Source organism: Paenibacillus sp. YAE3 (assembly GCF_057546105.1).
On sequence record NZ_BAAIYF010000006.1, the window covers coordinates 63,316 to 80,808 of the forward strand.

Genomic DNA, 17,493 nt, shown 5'->3' on the forward strand with positions numbered 1-17,493 from the left:
TCTTAGACGTGCTCTACGAGGAACACGACCTAAAGCGGCAAAGGGGATGGGGTTGAATATGCAGAAGCTTTGAGATACCAGGTTCCCTATGTTCATAGGAAGCTGCTGTGCCTTCACCAAATAGGGGGTGTGGGTACTATGGGCTAAACGTTCGGCTTATCTGGTTTTGTGGTTGACTTGCCGGGTAAAGTAGCCTTGAAGTCACAAGAGACTAAGAAAGTGCCAAAAAAGCACCACGTTCGGTAAGCCCTCCGAACCTATGGGTCAGAAAGACTTTGGATTTTCCCTATAGACATAGGAGATACCCTATTTTGAAGCTTCAAAGTCTCCACCCCCGTTATCTAGAGACTCGGAAGCAAAAGTGTTCAGAAGAAAGCTCTTTGTTCACTCGCGCAGTCGAACGTTATCGAAAGATCACTAGACTTGTTTGACCAGAGAGGCTTGTATAAAGGGCAAGTCGGCGTTTTGAATGCTAGGTCCGGTTGCTTCCGGAGTGGCTGGACCTTTCCAATCTTCGGGACTCCGAACAACGCCTTAAGCCCTTTGTCCATGTAGCAAAGGGTATATTCATGAGAATAGAGGGAGTGAATACACCCTCGAATACGTGTTAAACAACCTGTCCCTTATGTTTAACACGGAGACAAAGTTTGCCCGATAGCCAGCATCTTAGTCCAACTGTTAAACAGGCATCTCTCCTTGTTTAACAATCAGCTTAAATACCTTTCATTCATATGATTTTCTTCTATTTGTTAAACAAGAACTTCACTTTAATACTCCTTGTTTAACAAATAGTCAAAAGCTCTCCCAATGAAATTTGCTTAGGCCATTTGTTAAACAGACATTCCTTCTTGTTTGACAAATAGCTAAAGGTGAATTCGACAATAATTGACAAAATGCCCCATTGAAAAGGTACAATCGGCCCATCAAGTGAGGGGGAGTGATGGGCTCATGGAGCGACTCATGAGGAAGAAAGACTTTCAGGCTTTGATGGGGGTACAGAGTAAAACAATCACAGGATGGTTCGCGTTGGGGCTACCACATTATAACCCTTCTATCAACGTTTGCTATATAGATCTTGAGCAAGCCATTTTGTGGTTTGAGCGGCAAAAGAGTGGTGTACTCCGTGCCCGTGGGCAAAGGCTTGAAGAAGTATTACTTGCAGACAAAGTTCTTGTTGGGTAACATTGGGGTATAAAAAGTACAGGAGAGTTAAGGACGAACCCCCAGTTCTGAAAACACCATAGAGGATCAACAAGCAAAGGACCACTCAAGTAGCCAGAGTGGTCCTTTGCTTATATTTGTGACTTGCAACACAAAAACTTTGTAGTGTGAAACACAGAAGTTAATTCATGCTACTGGTATAATAACTGCAGTAAGAATGCCACCTCCGAGCATCAGTTGGACCTGTTCCCCCAGCAAGCTGGTACAACTTTTTGAGATCTAAAATAGTGATCATTCGTTCACGAAGTTGAATGATTCCATCCTGTTGTAATTCTTGTAAAGCTCTAGTGGCAGATTCTCTCCCGATTCCAACCATGTTGGCTAGATGCTGTTGTGTGGTTTTCCAGTCGATTAGATATCCATGGTCAGTTTGTTTGCCAAAGTTGGCATAGAGGTCCAGCAAGAGGTTGGCAATACGTACTCGTGAATCAAGAAAAGCTAAGTACTCGATCTTTCGATCAGCTTGGGCTAGACGGTCACTAACTATGTATAATATTCGTCTGAGAATTTCGGGTTGTTCAACTATGAGTTCTTCTAGAGCTTTGATTTCGATTTTCCAAAGCATAGTTGTCTCAAGAGCCGAGACGGAAGCTAGTCGTCTCTTATCATGATGCACCGCTTCTAGTTCTCCGATTGGTTGTCCCGGAAATTGATGACCCAGAACAATGATCCGATCATCTTCTTGTCTGAAGATTTGTAATGTTCCACTTTTAACGATGTACATCTCATTAGCCAGGTCGCCTTGATAAAACAACACTTGATTCTTAGTTAGGGTAAGGCTACTAAACCTTGATAATACTGATAGTTCGTCCTGAAAATCAATACCTTCAAAGAAAGGCGTATGTAAAACACTAGTATACATAAGCAAGCCTCTTTTGACAGTAGATTGGTGACTGACATGCAGGTGAATCTAAATTCGATTATATCAGCTAAATAATTGTGAGAGAAACTTTCGTAAGATAAAATTTACATAACATTCTAACGGAAAGGAAAGGGTGAGTTAAAATGAAACGTACTAAAATTTTGACTGTAGCGTTTCTAGCAGCTTCGTTGGCATTCGGATCCCTTGCCTCTGCTGCTTCTTTTAAAGACGTTAAATCCAGCCACTGGGCATATAATACAATCAGTTGGGCTACGGATTCTGGGATCGCAAAAGGTTATCCGGACAATACGTTTAAACCAAGCCAAGCAGTGAGTGAGGAAGAGTTTTTGTCGATGCTGATTCGGTCTTACAAAGACCCAGCAGACGTTGCTTCGCCGCCGTATTGGTCTTACAAATACTACTTGACAGCAAAATCGCTCAATTACCCTGTATCAAATAACCGGACATCAGTTATTACTCGTACTTGGGTAGCTGAAATTGTTGCAGCAACTCAAGGCAAAAATTATTCGGGAACAAATGCCATTAAGTACATGTTGGCTAATGGTTTGGCTAATGGTAAAGCAGGGAACACAGTAGAAGGATATAAAGGGAGTGACAAACTCACTCGTGCTGAAGCCGTAACGTTTATTAAGAACGTTATTGATAAACGTGCAAGTGATGAACTTTTGGCTCGTCCAACTGTTCCAAGTGACCCAAATGAAATTGGCCAAGTGCCTGGAGGCAACACCAACCCAACCAAGCCAGACCCTGAAATCATTGTAGTAGGAGATGGCCAAGACGGTGTCATCTCCGACCGCGCTAATAAAGTGGCCAGTGCACTTAAAGGCACAGGGCTACAGGTCATCCAGAATGTGGAGCAAGGCGCAATCGGGTTTCAAGATCCCGATACGAATAAAGTGATTTTCACTTACACGAATAACGATTATAAAAATTCAAAGTATGGTGCTATAATCCAGTATGGTAGTCTAAATAAAAATGATGGCACAGCCAACATTCGTGCAGACTACTTGGATGCAATTGTTAAGGCTATGAATGCTCTCGGTATAAAAGTAGGCTCTGACTTTAAATCGGCTTTGCAAAAAGCCGAAAACGATGGGAAAGAACGAACATTTAAAGCAGGCAATGTAACATACCACATTACACCAACTCATTTGGGTTCAGGTGTAATTTCAGAATAAAGTTGTGATCAAATATAAATAAAGACCCCCCAAGATGCTGAGTCTTAGGGGGTCTTTATTTGTTTTGGTATTTCCAAATATTTACAATGTTCAAACGTATATGTTATAATAGTTATGTAATAGGCTCTCGATCCCGCACACTGTTGGCGATATACTAGATGTGTTGGGAGGACCGCCCGTTGCGGTTTTGGAGCAAGTTGCAAAAGAAAAGAGAGCTGCGCTAACAGCCCTCTGATCTCCTAAGATTTAAGGCCAGAGTAGCTTGGCCTCACTCGGAAAGGCCTTACGGAAATTTCCGTCCCAACCGCCCTTGCCGCCTTTCTTGTTGACCCAATTGAGCAAGTGATAAAAGGCGTTATACTTGCCAAGCCTCCACATCTTGCGGAGTGCCTCCCCGTAAGTCCATTTAGGGCTAAGAAGACGAAGATGAAGACGAAGAAGTAGAATCAAGAATTGTCTGATGTTCAATGTTATTACCTCCTGTTCGTGAAATTTAGCACTGAGACTTGTTTCCTGTAGCGCATGGATTGTACCGCATGTTTTCGGAAAAATCTAGAGACCCAGCCTATTATTTTTAGAGCTGGGTCTCTTTGTGTTCTATGACACAATTCTTTGGTGTTGTACACCACGGATGATTTGAATGAGTATAGTTATCATAAGCTTAGCTAAATACTTCAAATATATATACTTGACAAAATTATCCATTTTGCTGTTAAAATCCCCGTAGAAACATTGAGGGGTGGTGCTGGTGGTTGAACTAAGACGCAAAGAGCTTGTCAAATGCCTTGGTATCTCCGACAGAACTCTGAGTAGATGGATTAAGCGCAAGCTTCCTTTCACCTTAGTCAAAGAGGGCTTTCTGGAGCATCAGGTATTTGACATAGAAGAAGTACTGTTGTGGATGAATCAACAATCCAAGGAGGTTAAACGAAAATGAAAACAAAATTTACAAAATCCGTATTGACAGCTATCTTGGCCTTGGCTCTCATGGGACAAGCTAGTGCTCTTGCAGCACCAGGTGGTTTTAAGGACGTCCCATCCAGTCATTGGGCTTACAACACGATCATGTGGGGGCAACAAAACAAGGTGGTCGAAGGGTTTCAAGATCAAACGTTTCGTCCTTCTCAAGGAGTCAACGAAAGCCAGTTTCTAGCCATGTTACTTAGATCGTTCAAGATAGACATTCCTGTTGCACAAGCTGGCGAGAACTGGAGCACACCATACTACACTCTGGCGAAGTCGCTTAATTATCCAGTGACAGGCAACGTAAATGCAGTGATCACCCGAACAAAAGTTGCTGAACTGGTTGCTGCTACTCAAGGTAAAAACTACTCTGGGACAAATGCGATCAAGTATATGCTAGCAAAGGGTCTTGCGCAAGGTAAGAGTGGAAATTCTGTGGATGGATATCAGGGAAATGATACTCTGACACGTGCAGAAGCTGTTCAATTTATTAAGAACGTCTTGGACAAGCTGGATACTACTGAACTTCTTCCTCGCCCATCCACTCCAAGTGATCCAAGTGAACTGGAAGGTATCCAAGATGGTTCAAACACGGTGGTTGACCGTGAACTCGAAAAGATCGGTAAGGGTGAGGATCAACAGTTGGCTGGACTCGCAACGAAAGTCAACAATGCGCTGAAAGGCACAGGGTTTAATGTATTCTACAACGTTGAGCAAGGAGCACTTGGCGTAGATGATCCCAAAACGAATCGTATAATGTTTTTATACTTCAAAGAGCCTATGTATGATGGGACAATTATCCAATATGCAAACCTTGTTGATAGCGGTGCAAAGGAAATGCGTAGCGACTATGTTAATGCCATGGTGAAGGCAATGAATTCGCTGGGACTTTCTGTTGGGGAAACATTCAAAAAGACTTTAGATGATGCCGATTGGGACGGAAAAACACGCACAATTAAGATCGGTAATACCCAATACAATATCAATCCAACCCATGCAGGCGATGGCTTCATTGCCGTTATACAATAGGAGGTGATACTTGTGAAAAAGATTATTTCACTTGCTTTATCTGCTTCTTTGGTATCTGGAATTGTTGTGGCTGGATTGGGAACAAAGCCTCAAGAAACGGTAGCAAAGCCGTTAGATCCTTCCCTCACCGCCTGCACATCGATCTTTCTACCAAGTATTAAAGAAGAACTTACGAGAATGGGTTTGGAATCAACGATCACTATCGGCTCTCGTGGAAGTGATGCTACGTATCCTTTGGATTGGAAGAAACTTGACCAAGAGAAATTGGTTGTATACGGTGGGCCAGATGACATTCAAAAAGACCCTGACTACGATCAAGAGTATAATTCAGCCACTAAACAGTATCGCTACTTGGGTTATGGTTCTGGCAAGAATGCTTACTTTAACAAAGACTTCCCACCAGATGCCTTGGCTACAACGGATGTCAGCATCCGTGACTGGATCAAGAATCCTTGGGAGAAATCACTTAATAGTTCTTACCCGAATAAGCAAGCCGAATGGGTAAGGAAGACAACTTTAGAACAGCGTGCTGAGTGGCTCAAAGGCATCTATGACAAGTACACCAAGAATACAGTCAATAAAGCGGGCAATTGGACTAAGTTCCCTAAACCCTGGAATGAATATATCGACCAGTTCTTTGTATGGCAACAACAGCCTGGCCCCTTGTTCCCCGGTACAGTCACCGGGTGGCATACCAGAGGTTCAACTGATTGGTACGACACCTTCTACGTTTCGCCTACAGAAACACTGATTGGGGACATGGCAATCAACCCTTTTGATGCGCAAGTGAACGAAGCGAATCACTCCGTTAACATCAATATTTGGAGCAACTTCCAATACAGACAAACAGCTGATCTCAAGTACAAGTTCTCAGAAGATGCCGATGGAACAAGATTACTTGAAGCAGACAAGACACTTCCTGCAGAAGCCTTTGACGGATATGCTTCAACTGGAGCCAAGAAATATCCAGCCATCACATCGATCAAAGCTGATCTTTTAACCCCAGTCACCGCAAGTAATATTTGTAAAGATGCCGAGAGAATCGCTAAAGTAGTCAACACCACACCAAGGGCTATTCTAGACCATGCTTATACACAAGAAGCTAAGACACTCATGGTTGGAATCTTCGGGGACTATGCAGAAACTACCAAGAGCATACCGATTCCAGAAACCGCATGGGAAAAGTTAGCTTTAGGTGAACAGGTCTACCTTACCGTATCAATCAACAGCAAGAAGTCACCAGATGAATTATTGTGGGAAAATAACAAAGCTGTTTGGCTCCTTTCCGCTGGGACATTCAAGACCCCGCCAATCTACTTCAAGGATATTACTAAAACTTCGTCTATTGCCTATTGGAATCCGTTGCCAGAAGAAACCGTCGATCATTACGAACTCACCTGTACGGATACCAACACCATGAGAAACACTGGTAAAAACGCCGAGTGGGCACTCACTGGATTGGCGCCAAACACGACATATAACTGTAAGCTGGAGGCGTTTAACCCGGAAGGGCAAAGTGGTGGCATCGAGGAAGGTTCGTTCACTACCCTGCCAGATGATACGGTTACTCCTCCACCAGCGGATGGTGTAACTACGCCACCTAGTCCGGGCGGTTCTGGTAGCGGCTGGAAAGAGATTGGTCTAATCCGTGAAATTGGGGCTGTGAAACAATCCAATCCAAGCTCCACGGCTTATCCGAAGACAGTCAACGACTATTCGGCCATCAAGTCCAATACGAGTTTAGCTAACACCTACACTCCATATTTCGGCGAAAAAATTGGTATGTATGCAATACCGAACATTGGAACAGCAACTTACACATGGGACTTTTCCTATACGGATAGCGAGTGGGATAGCTGTAAGTCCACAGACTCCAAGGGTAAATGTGTTGGCGGGTATGTATCCGTAACCCGTACTGCCACAGACAGCTGCACGGTTAAGTACCCAATGGCTGGACCTATGGGTCTTGGGTCTACAACCTCCAACCCAATGGGTAAAACGGTTGCCATTACGACAAAATGGGGCAAAACTGGGGTAGCCAAAGTCACTGACGTAGAATCCGGCGAATGTAGAGGCTCACACCCCAGAAACCCGAGCCCATACAAATTCACATACTATTATCCAACCATGATCGAGATTGCGCCTACGCTCTTGATTGACAAAGGATTTAATCCAACTTATCAAAAGATCGAAGACGCTTGGAAAGATGAATGGATTTCGATGGAAGCATCCAGCTACTCCATTGGTTCTGATGGACGTTCTCTTTCTGGAACAGCTAGTCCAGCCACCATCAGTTTCAAGATGCTCTGGAGCCGTTATGGAAACATCGGAACAGGAGGTTAATAAAAGCAACACAGGGGGAGGTTCAATCGGGCCTCCCTCTTTCTATTACTTTAAAGATTGGAGGACAACCCATGAATCTATCCAGACATTATTATTCACCACATAATCAATTGCCGTTCCTCTACGTGTTGTACCAATATGATTGTCTACACACCAAGGACATGGCTCGATTGCTCCATATGAACAGTGATGTTGTGTCGAGGTATATGAAAGCCTTGGAAGAATCCAGTTATGTTAAAAGTTATCGATATCAATCCCGTGTTTATTGGCATTTAGTCACTGATGGAATCGCCTACTTGGAAAAACTTCTGAAAGAAACTTTGCCTATTCATTACGGTACTGGACACCCTTCTAGAGAACACAAGCAGAAGTTACATCACGATTTACATGGGACTCTCTTTGCAATGAGTATGGTGGAGCAAACCGTCCCAGACGAGACTGGCTTGATCACTTGGATTGGTCCGACTTTGACTAAAACACTGTATCCCAAGAGCATGGACAATGGCTTTGTTGAAACGATTGTGCCATTCTATAATCCTGATTTGTATTTGGAGTATGTGTGCGAAGGTCGAATCGGATGCCTAAACGTTGAGATTGATGCATCTAGGCAAACAGCATCTGAATGGAAGATGAAAGTACAGAAAAGCCGTGTGAGTGTACTTATGGGCTTCTATCGTTCAACTACGGACTGGCTCACCATTGCCTTTGTGACACTTCGTGGAGAGCAATTCCTCCAGAATACTCTGGCAATACTCGTAGACGAGTTTGTTGGGCATGTGAATCCGGTCTTGGTGGTGGCTACAACCTTTGAGCAACTGTCAGAACAAGGACCCTATGCCCCGATCTGGTTGTCTAACGATGGAACGGATACCAAGTATGCTTTAAAAGATTTGACAATCTTGGAATGGAATCATGAGGAAAGACCCTTGCTGATCGGGACCAATAGCTGGCTGGATGCTCTGAAAGGTGGAAGGCTTAATCTTTACACATATGCAAACCCTTGGATTAGCAAGGTCCGGCCATGGAATGAATATATCCCGCAAGAGGAACGGAGAGCGGCAAGACTGCAAGAGAAGTTAGACGCTAGACGAAATGCGAGTGGAGAATAACTTGAGGGTAAATTCAGGGCTTTAGACTAAATGACATAGACAGTCGGAGTTTGAAACATCTTGTACGGCTAGAAGAGAAACATGGTCAGAATGATGCGGATATATATTAAAAGTAATAGCAGGATGTAGGTGTGTTCAGTTATAGATTATGTGGGAATATTTTGTGGCTGGCTTGACTAGTGACAAGTATGTATGAGTATGTGCGAATCGCTGTGTACCTTGTTTTACGGTTTGAGTGGGCTTGTGACTTGGTTCTAGTTAAGGTATAAATGGGCCAAAGAAAGATTTTGTAAGGATGGGTGACACAGCGACGCATATAGGCATAAAAAGTTAGTTAATAGCCTTGTTGTTTGAGTGAGATATAGTTGTTGTTGCCGAATATGATGTGGTCGAGTAGGTCGATGCCGATGATAGTTCCAGTTTGTTGGAGTCGCTGAGTTACAGCAATATCTTCTTCGCTAGGTGTTGGGTTGCCGCTTGGATGGTTGTGGGCACATATAACGCTAGCGGCGGCATAGAGTATAGCAGGACGGAAAACCTCTCGTGGATGGACGACTGCGGCATTAAGAGTGCCAAGACTGATTTGTTTGCAAGCAATGAGTCGATTCTTGACGTTCAGGTAAAGGCAGTAGAAAAGTTCTTGGTTGCGGAATGCAAATTTGCTACGGAGTAGTTCGGCTACATGTTCAGGTGTACGAATTAGTTTGGGTGTGCGTTGTGGAGCGGTCATAAAGTGCAATAGGGATTTGATACTTTTAATCTGGTGGATGGATAGACCAGAATACTTGGCGAGACACGAAGGGGTTGTTTCAAGAATATCTTCGGCAGTCGGGTACAGTTCGAACAGTTTGTCTACAGACGTCTTGTTTAGCGAAAGCGCGTGACTGAGCATCTGAGATAGTCCTTGGTGGCTTTGTAAGTTTAGCATACACGGTCTCCTTTGAGTTTTCTGCCTGGATTCTAACATACGTATACTCTTTGCACAATTACCTTGCCCCCGAGACGTTTGTTCCAAGTTCGACTTACCAAAACTGAGAGAGGAAGACACCGACAAAGGCTTGCTGGGCTTGGAAGGTACTCGGAGACAGCCGTTGAACAGCCCGTGGACAGCAAACGGACAGCAGAGACTTGGAAGTGAGAGCTAAACAAGTCTCTCCCGTTCATCCCCACTATCCCTCAGAAAGTCTGGTACGGGTTCTCGGAGAATTATCCCCATGTTCTCAAGTTAAAAAGGCAGTCTTTTCGACAGTCAGCCTTCTAAGCCGTCGGTCGGGGGTTCGAATCCCTCCTGGGACGTACAAAGCCACTCATTGAAGTGGCTTTTTTAATTTCCGGGGGATTCGAACCAGGTTCGTCGGAGCGTCATCTTCGCAAGCTTCCGCTTCGCAGTCAGCTCGGTGGGCTGCATCCCTCCTGGGACGTACAAAGAGCCACTCGTTAGAGTGGCTTTTTGTAATTTCCGGGGGATTCGAACCAGGTTCGTCGGAGCGTCATCTTCGCAAGCTTCCGCTTCGCAGTCAGCCCGGTGGGCTGCATCCCAGCCCGGGACGTACAAAGAGCCACTCATTGGAGTGGCTCAGGCTGTCGAGAAAGTTCTCGACAGCTCAGATTGTCGAGAAACCCATGTCTTGGAGACGCTGGGTTTCTCTTTTTTTCTTTGCAGTTGCTAAAAAGCCAAAGCAAAGCCCTTTAAAAAAGTTGTCTGATTTACTATTGACAGTCCTAAAAAGACCATTGAACGCAAAGAGATATGAGGACCATAGAGAAAAATTGAATGTGAGGAGATTAGGGAATCGAGGGTACAATTGGACGCGAGGAGATGTAGTCGAGGTGAGGAGGCAAATCAAAGTAGGGAAGTAAATTTCTAACGATTGCCACAGCGGTTAATGCCGGGAATATGGAGGTTATGATCTTTTAACGGTTCTGGTTGACGTTATTTGGGCATTTGGGCCGAGTTTCATACGGTAATTTTCCAAATAAGCTCATTGGTAACCGTTAGAACTTACAGAGAACCATTTGAAGCCACATAGGCGCTGTCACAACCGTTAGAATTTGAGAACAGCTTACGCGCAGTGATCAAATCTTGTTTGTGCCTCCGTAGACATCTCAGAGGATGATGAAGTTCTCCATGAAGTGCCCGGCGACGCTTGTCTGCCTACCCTTATCTGCTAAAATGCTTGTTTACCGACGTCATTCTATCGATGCTTATCTGCGACACGTTCTACCCCTAACGAAAAATAGCAACTCCGTGGTGCTCTCCGTTCCTCCCTTATACGGTCAGGCCCCGCTCCCAGTGCGGGACCCGCCTCACTTGCAAGATTCATCCCTCAGCTCCGAAACAAAAACACTCATTGGAGTGGCTTTTTTTCATTTCCGAAGGATTCGAACCCGGGTTCGTCGGAGTCGTTACTACGCCACTCATTGGAGTGGCTTTTTTTCATTTCCGAAGGATTCGAACCAGGTTCGTCAGAGTCGTTACACGCCACTCATTGGAGTGGCTTTTTTAATTTCTGAAGGATTCGAATTAGGTTGGTCGGAGTCGTTACTACGCCACTCATTGGAGTGGCTTTTTTCATTGAAAAGGACGCGCCATTCAATATTATTTGCACAACTAGACAAGTGTCCATTATTCTAAGTGCCTTTGAGAATATAATGGATCAAATATCACTGCGTCAAAGGAGGAGGACCGCTTGAAGATACGCAAAGCGATCATTCCGGCAGCAGGTTTTGGAACGCGGTTTCTTCCGGCCACAAAAGCAATTCCCAAGGAAATGCTTCCGATCATCGATAAACCCACCATCCAATTTATCATCGAAGAAGCCGCCGCTTCCGGAATTGAGGAAATTTTGGTCGTCACCGGAAAAGGAAAGAAGGTCATTGAAGATCATTTCGACTTTGCCCATGAGCTCGAATATTATTTGGAGCAAAAAGGAAAATTCGAGGACCTTCGCAAGGTAAGGGAATTCATGGGGAAAGCAGACATTCACTATATCCGCCAATCGGAACGCAAAGGACTTGGGCATGCCATAAGCGTCGGCAGAAAATTTGTCGGAGATGAGCCTTTTGCCGTTATGCTCGGAGATACCTTCTTCGAGGCGGAGCCCCCGGCCTTAAAACAGCTCATCAAAGGATTTGAAAGGTTTCAAACCTCGATTTTGGGGGTGCAGACCGTGGCGGCAGACAAGGTTTCGAGCTACGGAATCGCGGATGCCAAGCCGTTGATCGAGTCGTTCGCTTACGTGAACCGGTTAGTCGAAAAGCCTCCGGCAGGTACTACGCCCTCGCGGCTGGCCATTGTCGGCCGGTATATTTTAACCCCATCCATCTTTCATGTTTTGGAGAATCAGGCGCCGGGAGTCGGAGGCGAAATCCAGCTCACCGACGCTTTAAACCGGCTGTTGGCCAAGGAGGCTTTATACACCTGCGAAATCGACGGCCGTTGGCATGACGTAGGGGATCCGCTTGGTTATTTAAAAGCGATATTGAACATGACGGGACAACGGGAAAACCTGAAGCATGACCTTCAGGACGAAATCACCCGGCTTTTGAAAGACAACCATCCGGAATAAACGCCTGCGAAAAGCACTGCTTAAAAATGATTTAGGGAGAGGTGAGGGACCAGATGATCGAATTGGCTTTAGCTTTTAACGATAAAGATGGAAGCTACTCGGAGCATGCCGGCGTGGTTCTCGCATCGGTTTTCCGCCATACGGGTTCTCCGGTCAACGTTCATATCCTCCATGACGAGACCTTAACGGAAGAAAACAAGAACCGGCTGACGGAGTTGGTTTCCGGATTCAACAACAATATCCAATTTTATCCGGTGACTATTCCTCCGGAAATGGCTGAGGCATTATCGGGAACAGGTTCGCTGGACCGCTGGACATGGGGAAGCTTGTACCGGCTGCTGTTGCCGTCCTTGATCCAAGCGGATAAGGTTATTTACCTGGACTGCGATGTTTTAGTGAATATGGACATTGCGGAACTGTGGAATATCGATTTGAACGGCTATTATTTGGCGGCGGTCCGCGACCAGGGGATCCTGGGCATTGCAGGACTCGTCATGACCTATGGGCTAAATCCGGAAACCTATTTTAATTCCGGGGTCCTTGTATTTGCGCTGAACAATATACGCCAAAAAATGAACTGGTATGAAGAGACGTTACATTTTTGGCGGAGCTATCCCGGAACGACCATGCCGGATCAGGATGCATTGAATCATGTGTTCGGAGGAAATTCCCTCCTGCTGGATGAGCGATTTAACTCGTTCTTTCTCCCGGGCAGCGGGCAGGACTTAAACAACAAAATTGTCCACTTCGCCGGCGATACAAAAATGTGGGATCCCCTGTCCGAAGGATATGGCCTGTATCAGGAACTCCTCGGTCTGACCCCTTGGAAAACGCCGGTTGTCCCGCCGGCTACACCTAGAACAATCAAAAAAAGAAGGGTTGGCGCCCATGGAAGATATGACTTGGCAAAACCCAGAAACCGGAAGAAGCGTTTGGAAAGACGCCGGCCGATGCAAAGAACCAAACGGGCAAGAAAAATCAAACCTGCGGGAACGAAACGTCTCAAAACGATACGCTTTTCCTTGAATGCCCAGGCTCCGGGTACACGACGAAAATCGAAAAGAACGGCAATGGCTCCCCGGATCTACCACGGGCGTATTCGAAGCAAAAAACAGGGCCCAAACCATATCCTTTGGTCTTCCAAAATGCCTGCCCCGCCATTCCTGGTCTTGAGGTAACGAACATCCGGGTCAAAGGCCGGAAGCAGTGATGCATACAATCCTTCCCTAAAGCTGCTGACCGGGCCCGATCCAACATAAAAGCCGCTTCCGGTCGTGCCGGAAACGGCTTCTTTTTTTGAAGGAAAAACGAAAGAGTCCCGCATCATTCCTCCTCCGACGCCTGCCTTGCGTGATGGTACAGCTGCTCGTAATAGCCGTGCATGGCGATCAGCTCATCATGCGTGCCCTCCTCCACCGCCCGGCCGTTTTTCATGACCAGGATGCGGTCGGCGTGCATGACCGTCGATAACCGGTGCGCGATAATCAGCGTCGTCCGGCCTTCGGATACGGTTTGCAGGGCGTTTTGCACCAGCTGTTCGGTCTGGGAATCCAGATGCGCCGTGGCTTCGTCCAGAATGAGAATTTTCGGCTCAAAAACCATGATCCGGGCAAAGGAGATCAGCTGCCGCTCGCCGGCCGACAACCCGCTTCCCCTTTCGGACAGCTTCGAATCGTAACCTTGGGGCATCCGCATGATCATGTCGTGAACGCCGACCTGCCGGCAGGCCTCCATGACCTGCTCCCGGGTGATGTCTTCTTGGAAAAGCCTTACGTTATCCAGCACGCTGCCCGAAAACAGAAACGGCTCCTGCTGGATCAAACCGACCAGACGGTGCAGCTGCCGCTGCGGGATGTCGCGGATATCGACGCCGTCGATCCGGATGCTGCCCCGGTTGACGTCGTAAAAACGGTTCAGCAGGCTGATCAGCGTGCTTTTGCCGGCCCCCGTCGTTCCGACGATGCCGACCATCTCGCCTGCGGTCAAATGAAGATCCAAGTCGGGAATCACCGGGTCCGCCGGGTTATATCCGAAAGTCACATGGTTAAAATCCACCTTGCCGAGCGCCGTATCGGCCTTCAATTCCGCTTTGCGTTCGGGCCGCGGATCTTTGACCTCCGGCTCGGTGCTGAATATTTTCCAAATCCGGTCCATGGACACCATCGTCGATTGAAACGTGTTCCATTGCATCGTAATCTGGTTGATCGGCTGGAAAAACTGGCGGATATAGCTTGTAAAAGCGTATAAAACGCCCACCTCGACCGCATGGTCGAACACGGCCATGCCGCCGAGCCAGACGACCAGCACCAAAGCCAGGTTGCCCAAAATATCGAAGGTTCGGTTAAAAAGGACGTTGGCCCGCACCTCCCGCATATTGCCTTCCCAATAGCTCTGATTATGCTCATCGAACCGGCGCGTCTGCTCCTCTTCCTGCCGGAAGGCCTGGATCAGCCCCATGCCGGACAGGTTTTCGGCGATAAAGCCGATCAGCCGCGACAGGCGGCTGCGGGTCACCTGGTAAGCTTCGCGGAGATGGCGCCGGAACAGGAAGGCCACGAGGCCGATGACCGGAAGGATCGTCAGCGAATACCATGCCAGCGTCGCGTCGAGGCGGAACATGAAGTAAACGATGAGGACAAGCGTCATGCCGTCGCGGATCAGGCTGAGAAGCACCTGCGTGAAAAATTGGCTGATCGTCTCCGTATCGCTGGATACGTTCGTGACCAGACTGCCGCGGTGGACCTTATCGAAATACGACATCGACATTTTGGAGATATGATGGAACAAATCTTTCCGGAGTTTCGCCACGATGCTTTGTCCCGCAAACTGCAGCAGGTTGTTTTGCAAATAGGAAAACAAAAAGCTGACGATCGAGATTCCCAGGTATATGCCGGCCATCATCGCGATGTATCCGAATTCCGCCTGGCCTTTGGCCAAATGGTCGTCAATGACGATTTTGACGAGATACGGCTGCACCAAATCCGCCGAAATCCCGAGCAGGGCGCAAACGAAAATGGCGGCAAACGTCAGCTTATGCGGCCCCGCATATTTGAAGACATGTTTAAACGCATCCAGCGACTTTCCTTTCTGTTCATGGGACGTCGTTCTGCCGGCCGTCGCGGCCGCCGAAGAATTAGGCATGCTGCAATCCCTCCTGCTGCATCCGGTACAAGGAGGCGTACAATCCGTCGCGGCGGGCCATCAGCTGCTCATGGCTGCCGCGCTGCACGATGCGCCCCTCGTCCAGTACGATAATTTCGTCCGCGTGCTGCACGCTGCTGATCCGGTGGGCGATGATCAGGGTCGTTTTCCCCCGCCGTTCCCGGATCAAATTCCTCAAAATCCCCGACTCGGTGAGCGTATCCACCGCGCTCATGCTGTCGTCGAGAATAAGCAGCTCCGGCTTTTTCATCAGGCCCCGCGCCAGGCTGGCCCGCTGCCTTTGTCCGCCCGAAAGGGTCAACCCCCGTTCGCCCAGTTTGGTCTGGAAACCCTCCTTGAATGTGTTCACGCTGTCCAGCAGCAAAGCCTGATCCGCTGCGCTGCGGATTTGCTGCATATTCGCCGAGCGGTCGCTGAACGCGATGTTGTCCGCGATGTCGGTGCTGAACAAAAAGCCGTCCTGCGGGACATAGCCGATCTTGCGCCGGAGCGTGTCCAGGGATACTTCCCTGATGTCCTCGCCGCTCACGCGGATGCTGCCTGCGGGAGGTTCGTAGATCCGAAGCAGCAGCTTGGCGAGGGTGGACTTGCCGCTGCCGGTCCGTCCGATCAGGCCGATCGTGCGTCCTTTGGGAATCGTAAAGCTGACATCCTTCAGCGCCTTGTCCGAAGCGCCGGGATACGCAAAATCCAAATGGCTGATTTCGATATCGCCGATGGAGCTGAGCTCGATCGCCGAATCATGGTCCCGGACGCTCGGCACCTCCGCCAGCAGGCGGTTCACCCGTTCCAGCGACGCGCCCGAACGCTGCATCATATTAATGACGTTGCCGATCTGCTGGAGCGGTCCCATCAGCATCCTTAAATAAAACGTCAACGCCACGAAGCTGCCGAGGGACAGCTGATGCCGAATCGTCATGTAACCGCCGACCAGCAGCGACACGACCAGGGACAATGCCCCGAGAAACGGCAATATCGCCTGAAACAACGAAGACATCCGCACCAAGCGCAGCTGCGCTTCCCGGACGCCGTCCACGGTGCCGTCAAATCTCCGCTGGGCGGTCTCCTCAATGGCGAACGTTTTCGTGACCCGGATTCCGCCGATCTGCTCATCGGCCGATTCGGTCATCGTCGCCAGATTTTCCTGAACCTTCATCGACCGTTCCCGGATTCGCGGGCCGAAATAGATGACCAGAAACGGGATCGCCACCAGCGGACCGACGCTGACCAGGATCAACGTGATCGGAATGCCCGTAATGAGCATCATCGCCACGCAGGAAATCACCATAAACACCGCGTTGGTCGTTTGCGTCACGCCGAAGGAGATCGCCTCGCGCACCGAGGTGACGTCGTTCATCACGTAACTGAGCAGCTTCCCGGTTCCCTGCCTGGAGAAAAAATCTTCGCTCAACCTGGAAAACTGGGCAAAAATGCGTCCGCGGGTCAAAAACTCGAACCGCCGTCCGAGCCTCATGATCGTATACTGCCCCAGCCCGAACATCACCCCGTAGGATACCGCGATGGCCAGCAGGATCAGGCTGTACTGAATGATTCCGTCCCGTCCCAGCGTCCCGTCCTTCAGCCCATCCGTTACCTTTCCCAGCATCTGGGGAAGCAAGGACTGGTCTACGTTGGATAAAATGATCAGAAGCACGGCGGTCAAGTAGAGCAGCTTGTTTTCCTTCAGATAGCGGGTGAGAAGTTCAAAGTTTTTCAAAATGATCGTCCCTCCTCATGCTGGATGTGTTATGTTCCCTTATCGATTCTTCACCTAAAATATAGCACAATTAAAAAAATCCGGGCCGCCGCCAAGCCGGTGACGCGGCCGCAAACCGTTGAGGCGGCTCGGTTTTTTCGCGGCAAAAAAAAATTTACGGCTTATGAAAACGCTCTATTCGCGAATGTTCTTAGAAAGAGGAATCGAGGGCACCGCTTGCATACGGCCGCAGCCCGGATTCGTGTGCGACTCAAATAGGATAGCGGCGACGAATAAACAAAAAAGGACCCGCGCTCCGCAGGAAAGGAATGCGGGCGCA

At 47.9% G+C, this 17,493-nt stretch carries 12 protein-coding genes; 7 read left to right on the forward strand and 5 right to left on the reverse strand.

The window, feature by feature from the left end:
• Positions 1-948: 948 nt before the first annotated feature.
• Positions 949-1,182, forward strand: coding sequence for a hypothetical protein (locus AC27KL_RS13065; protein ID WP_435924381.1), 234 nt, complete (start codon positions 949-951; stop codon positions 1,180-1,182).
• Between the two features lie 160 nt (positions 1,183-1,342).
• On the opposite strand, the gene AC27KL_RS13070 is transcribed toward AC27KL_RS13065, so the two are convergent.
• Entirely contained in the window at positions 1,343-2,083 is a 741-nt protein-coding gene (locus AC27KL_RS13070; protein WP_406879771.1) for a Crp/Fnr family transcriptional regulator, read from the reverse strand.
• Between the two features lie 143 nt (positions 2,084-2,226).
• Between AC27KL_RS13070 and AC27KL_RS13075 the strand changes: the two genes are divergently transcribed.
• The gene (locus AC27KL_RS13075) at positions 2,227-3,282 is read left to right on the forward strand and encodes an S-layer homology domain-containing protein (RefSeq protein ID WP_487169974.1); all 1,056 of its coding nucleotides are present in this window, start codon (positions 2,227-2,229) and stop codon (positions 3,280-3,282) included.
• Positions 3,283-3,528: 246 nt separating this feature from the next.
• Here AC27KL_RS13075 and AC27KL_RS13080 read toward each other — a convergent pair whose 3' ends face one another.
• The gene (locus AC27KL_RS13080; protein ID WP_487169975.1) at positions 3,529-3,750 is read right to left on the reverse strand and encodes a hypothetical protein; all 222 of its coding nucleotides are present in this window, start codon (positions 3,748-3,750) and stop codon (positions 3,529-3,531) included.
• Between the two features lie 465 nt (positions 3,751-4,215).
• Between AC27KL_RS13080 and AC27KL_RS13085 the strand changes: the two genes are divergently transcribed.
• From AC27KL_RS13085 to AC27KL_RS13095, 3 genes are all read left to right on the forward strand, one after another.
• Positions 4,216-5,274 carry an S-layer homology domain-containing protein gene (locus AC27KL_RS13085; RefSeq protein WP_487169976.1) on the forward strand — a complete coding sequence of 353 codons (1,059 nt, stop codon included), beginning with the start codon at positions 4,216-4,218 and terminating at the stop codon, positions 5,272-5,274.
• Positions 5,275-5,286: 12 nt separating this feature from the next.
• Positions 5,287-7,617, forward strand: coding sequence for a fibronectin type III domain-containing protein (locus AC27KL_RS13090; protein ID WP_487169977.1), 2,331 nt, complete (start codon positions 5,287-5,289; stop codon positions 7,615-7,617).
• 71 nt (positions 7,618-7,688) lie between these two features.
• Positions 7,689-8,726 carry a hypothetical protein gene (locus tag AC27KL_RS13095; RefSeq protein WP_406879775.1) on the forward strand — a complete coding sequence of 346 codons (1,038 nt, stop codon included), beginning with the start codon at positions 7,689-7,691 and terminating at the stop codon, positions 8,724-8,726.
• A gap of 334 nt (positions 8,727-9,060) precedes the next feature.
• Here the strand turns inward: AC27KL_RS13095 and AC27KL_RS13100 are convergent, their stop codons facing one another.
• The gene (locus tag AC27KL_RS13100; RefSeq protein WP_406879776.1) at positions 9,061-9,654 is read right to left on the reverse strand and encodes a JAB domain-containing protein; all 594 of its coding nucleotides are present in this window, start codon (positions 9,652-9,654) and stop codon (positions 9,061-9,063) included.
• 1,762 nt (positions 9,655-11,416) lie between these two features.
• Here AC27KL_RS13100 and galU point away from each other — a divergent pair.
• The gene (gene galU / locus AC27KL_RS13105; protein WP_487169978.1) at positions 11,417-12,295 is read left to right on the forward strand and encodes a UTP--glucose-1-phosphate uridylyltransferase GalU; all 879 of its coding nucleotides are present in this window, start codon (positions 11,417-11,419) and stop codon (positions 12,293-12,295) included.
• A 53-nt stretch (positions 12,296-12,348) separates the two neighbouring features.
• Positions 12,349-13,473 carry a glycosyltransferase family 8 protein gene (locus AC27KL_RS13110; RefSeq protein WP_487169979.1) on the forward strand — a complete coding sequence of 375 codons (1,125 nt, stop codon included), beginning with the start codon at positions 12,349-12,351 and terminating at the stop codon, positions 13,471-13,473.
• Positions 13,474-13,618: 145 nt separating this feature from the next.
• Here AC27KL_RS13110 and AC27KL_RS13115 read toward each other — a convergent pair whose 3' ends face one another.
• Both AC27KL_RS13115 and AC27KL_RS13120 read right to left on the reverse strand, forming a co-directional pair.
• Positions 13,619-15,436, reverse strand: a complete 1,818-nt coding sequence (locus tag AC27KL_RS13115; RefSeq protein ID WP_487169980.1) for an ABC transporter ATP-binding protein — start codon at positions 15,434-15,436, stop codon at positions 13,619-13,621.
• Positions 15,429-17,174 carry an ABC transporter ATP-binding protein gene (locus AC27KL_RS13120; RefSeq protein WP_487169981.1) on the reverse strand — a complete coding sequence of 582 codons (1,746 nt, stop codon included), beginning with the start codon at positions 17,172-17,174 and terminating at the stop codon, positions 15,429-15,431. Before AC27KL_RS13120 ends, AC27KL_RS13115 begins: the two co-directional genes overlap by 8 nt.
• Between the last annotated feature and the right edge of the window lie 319 nt (positions 17,175-17,493).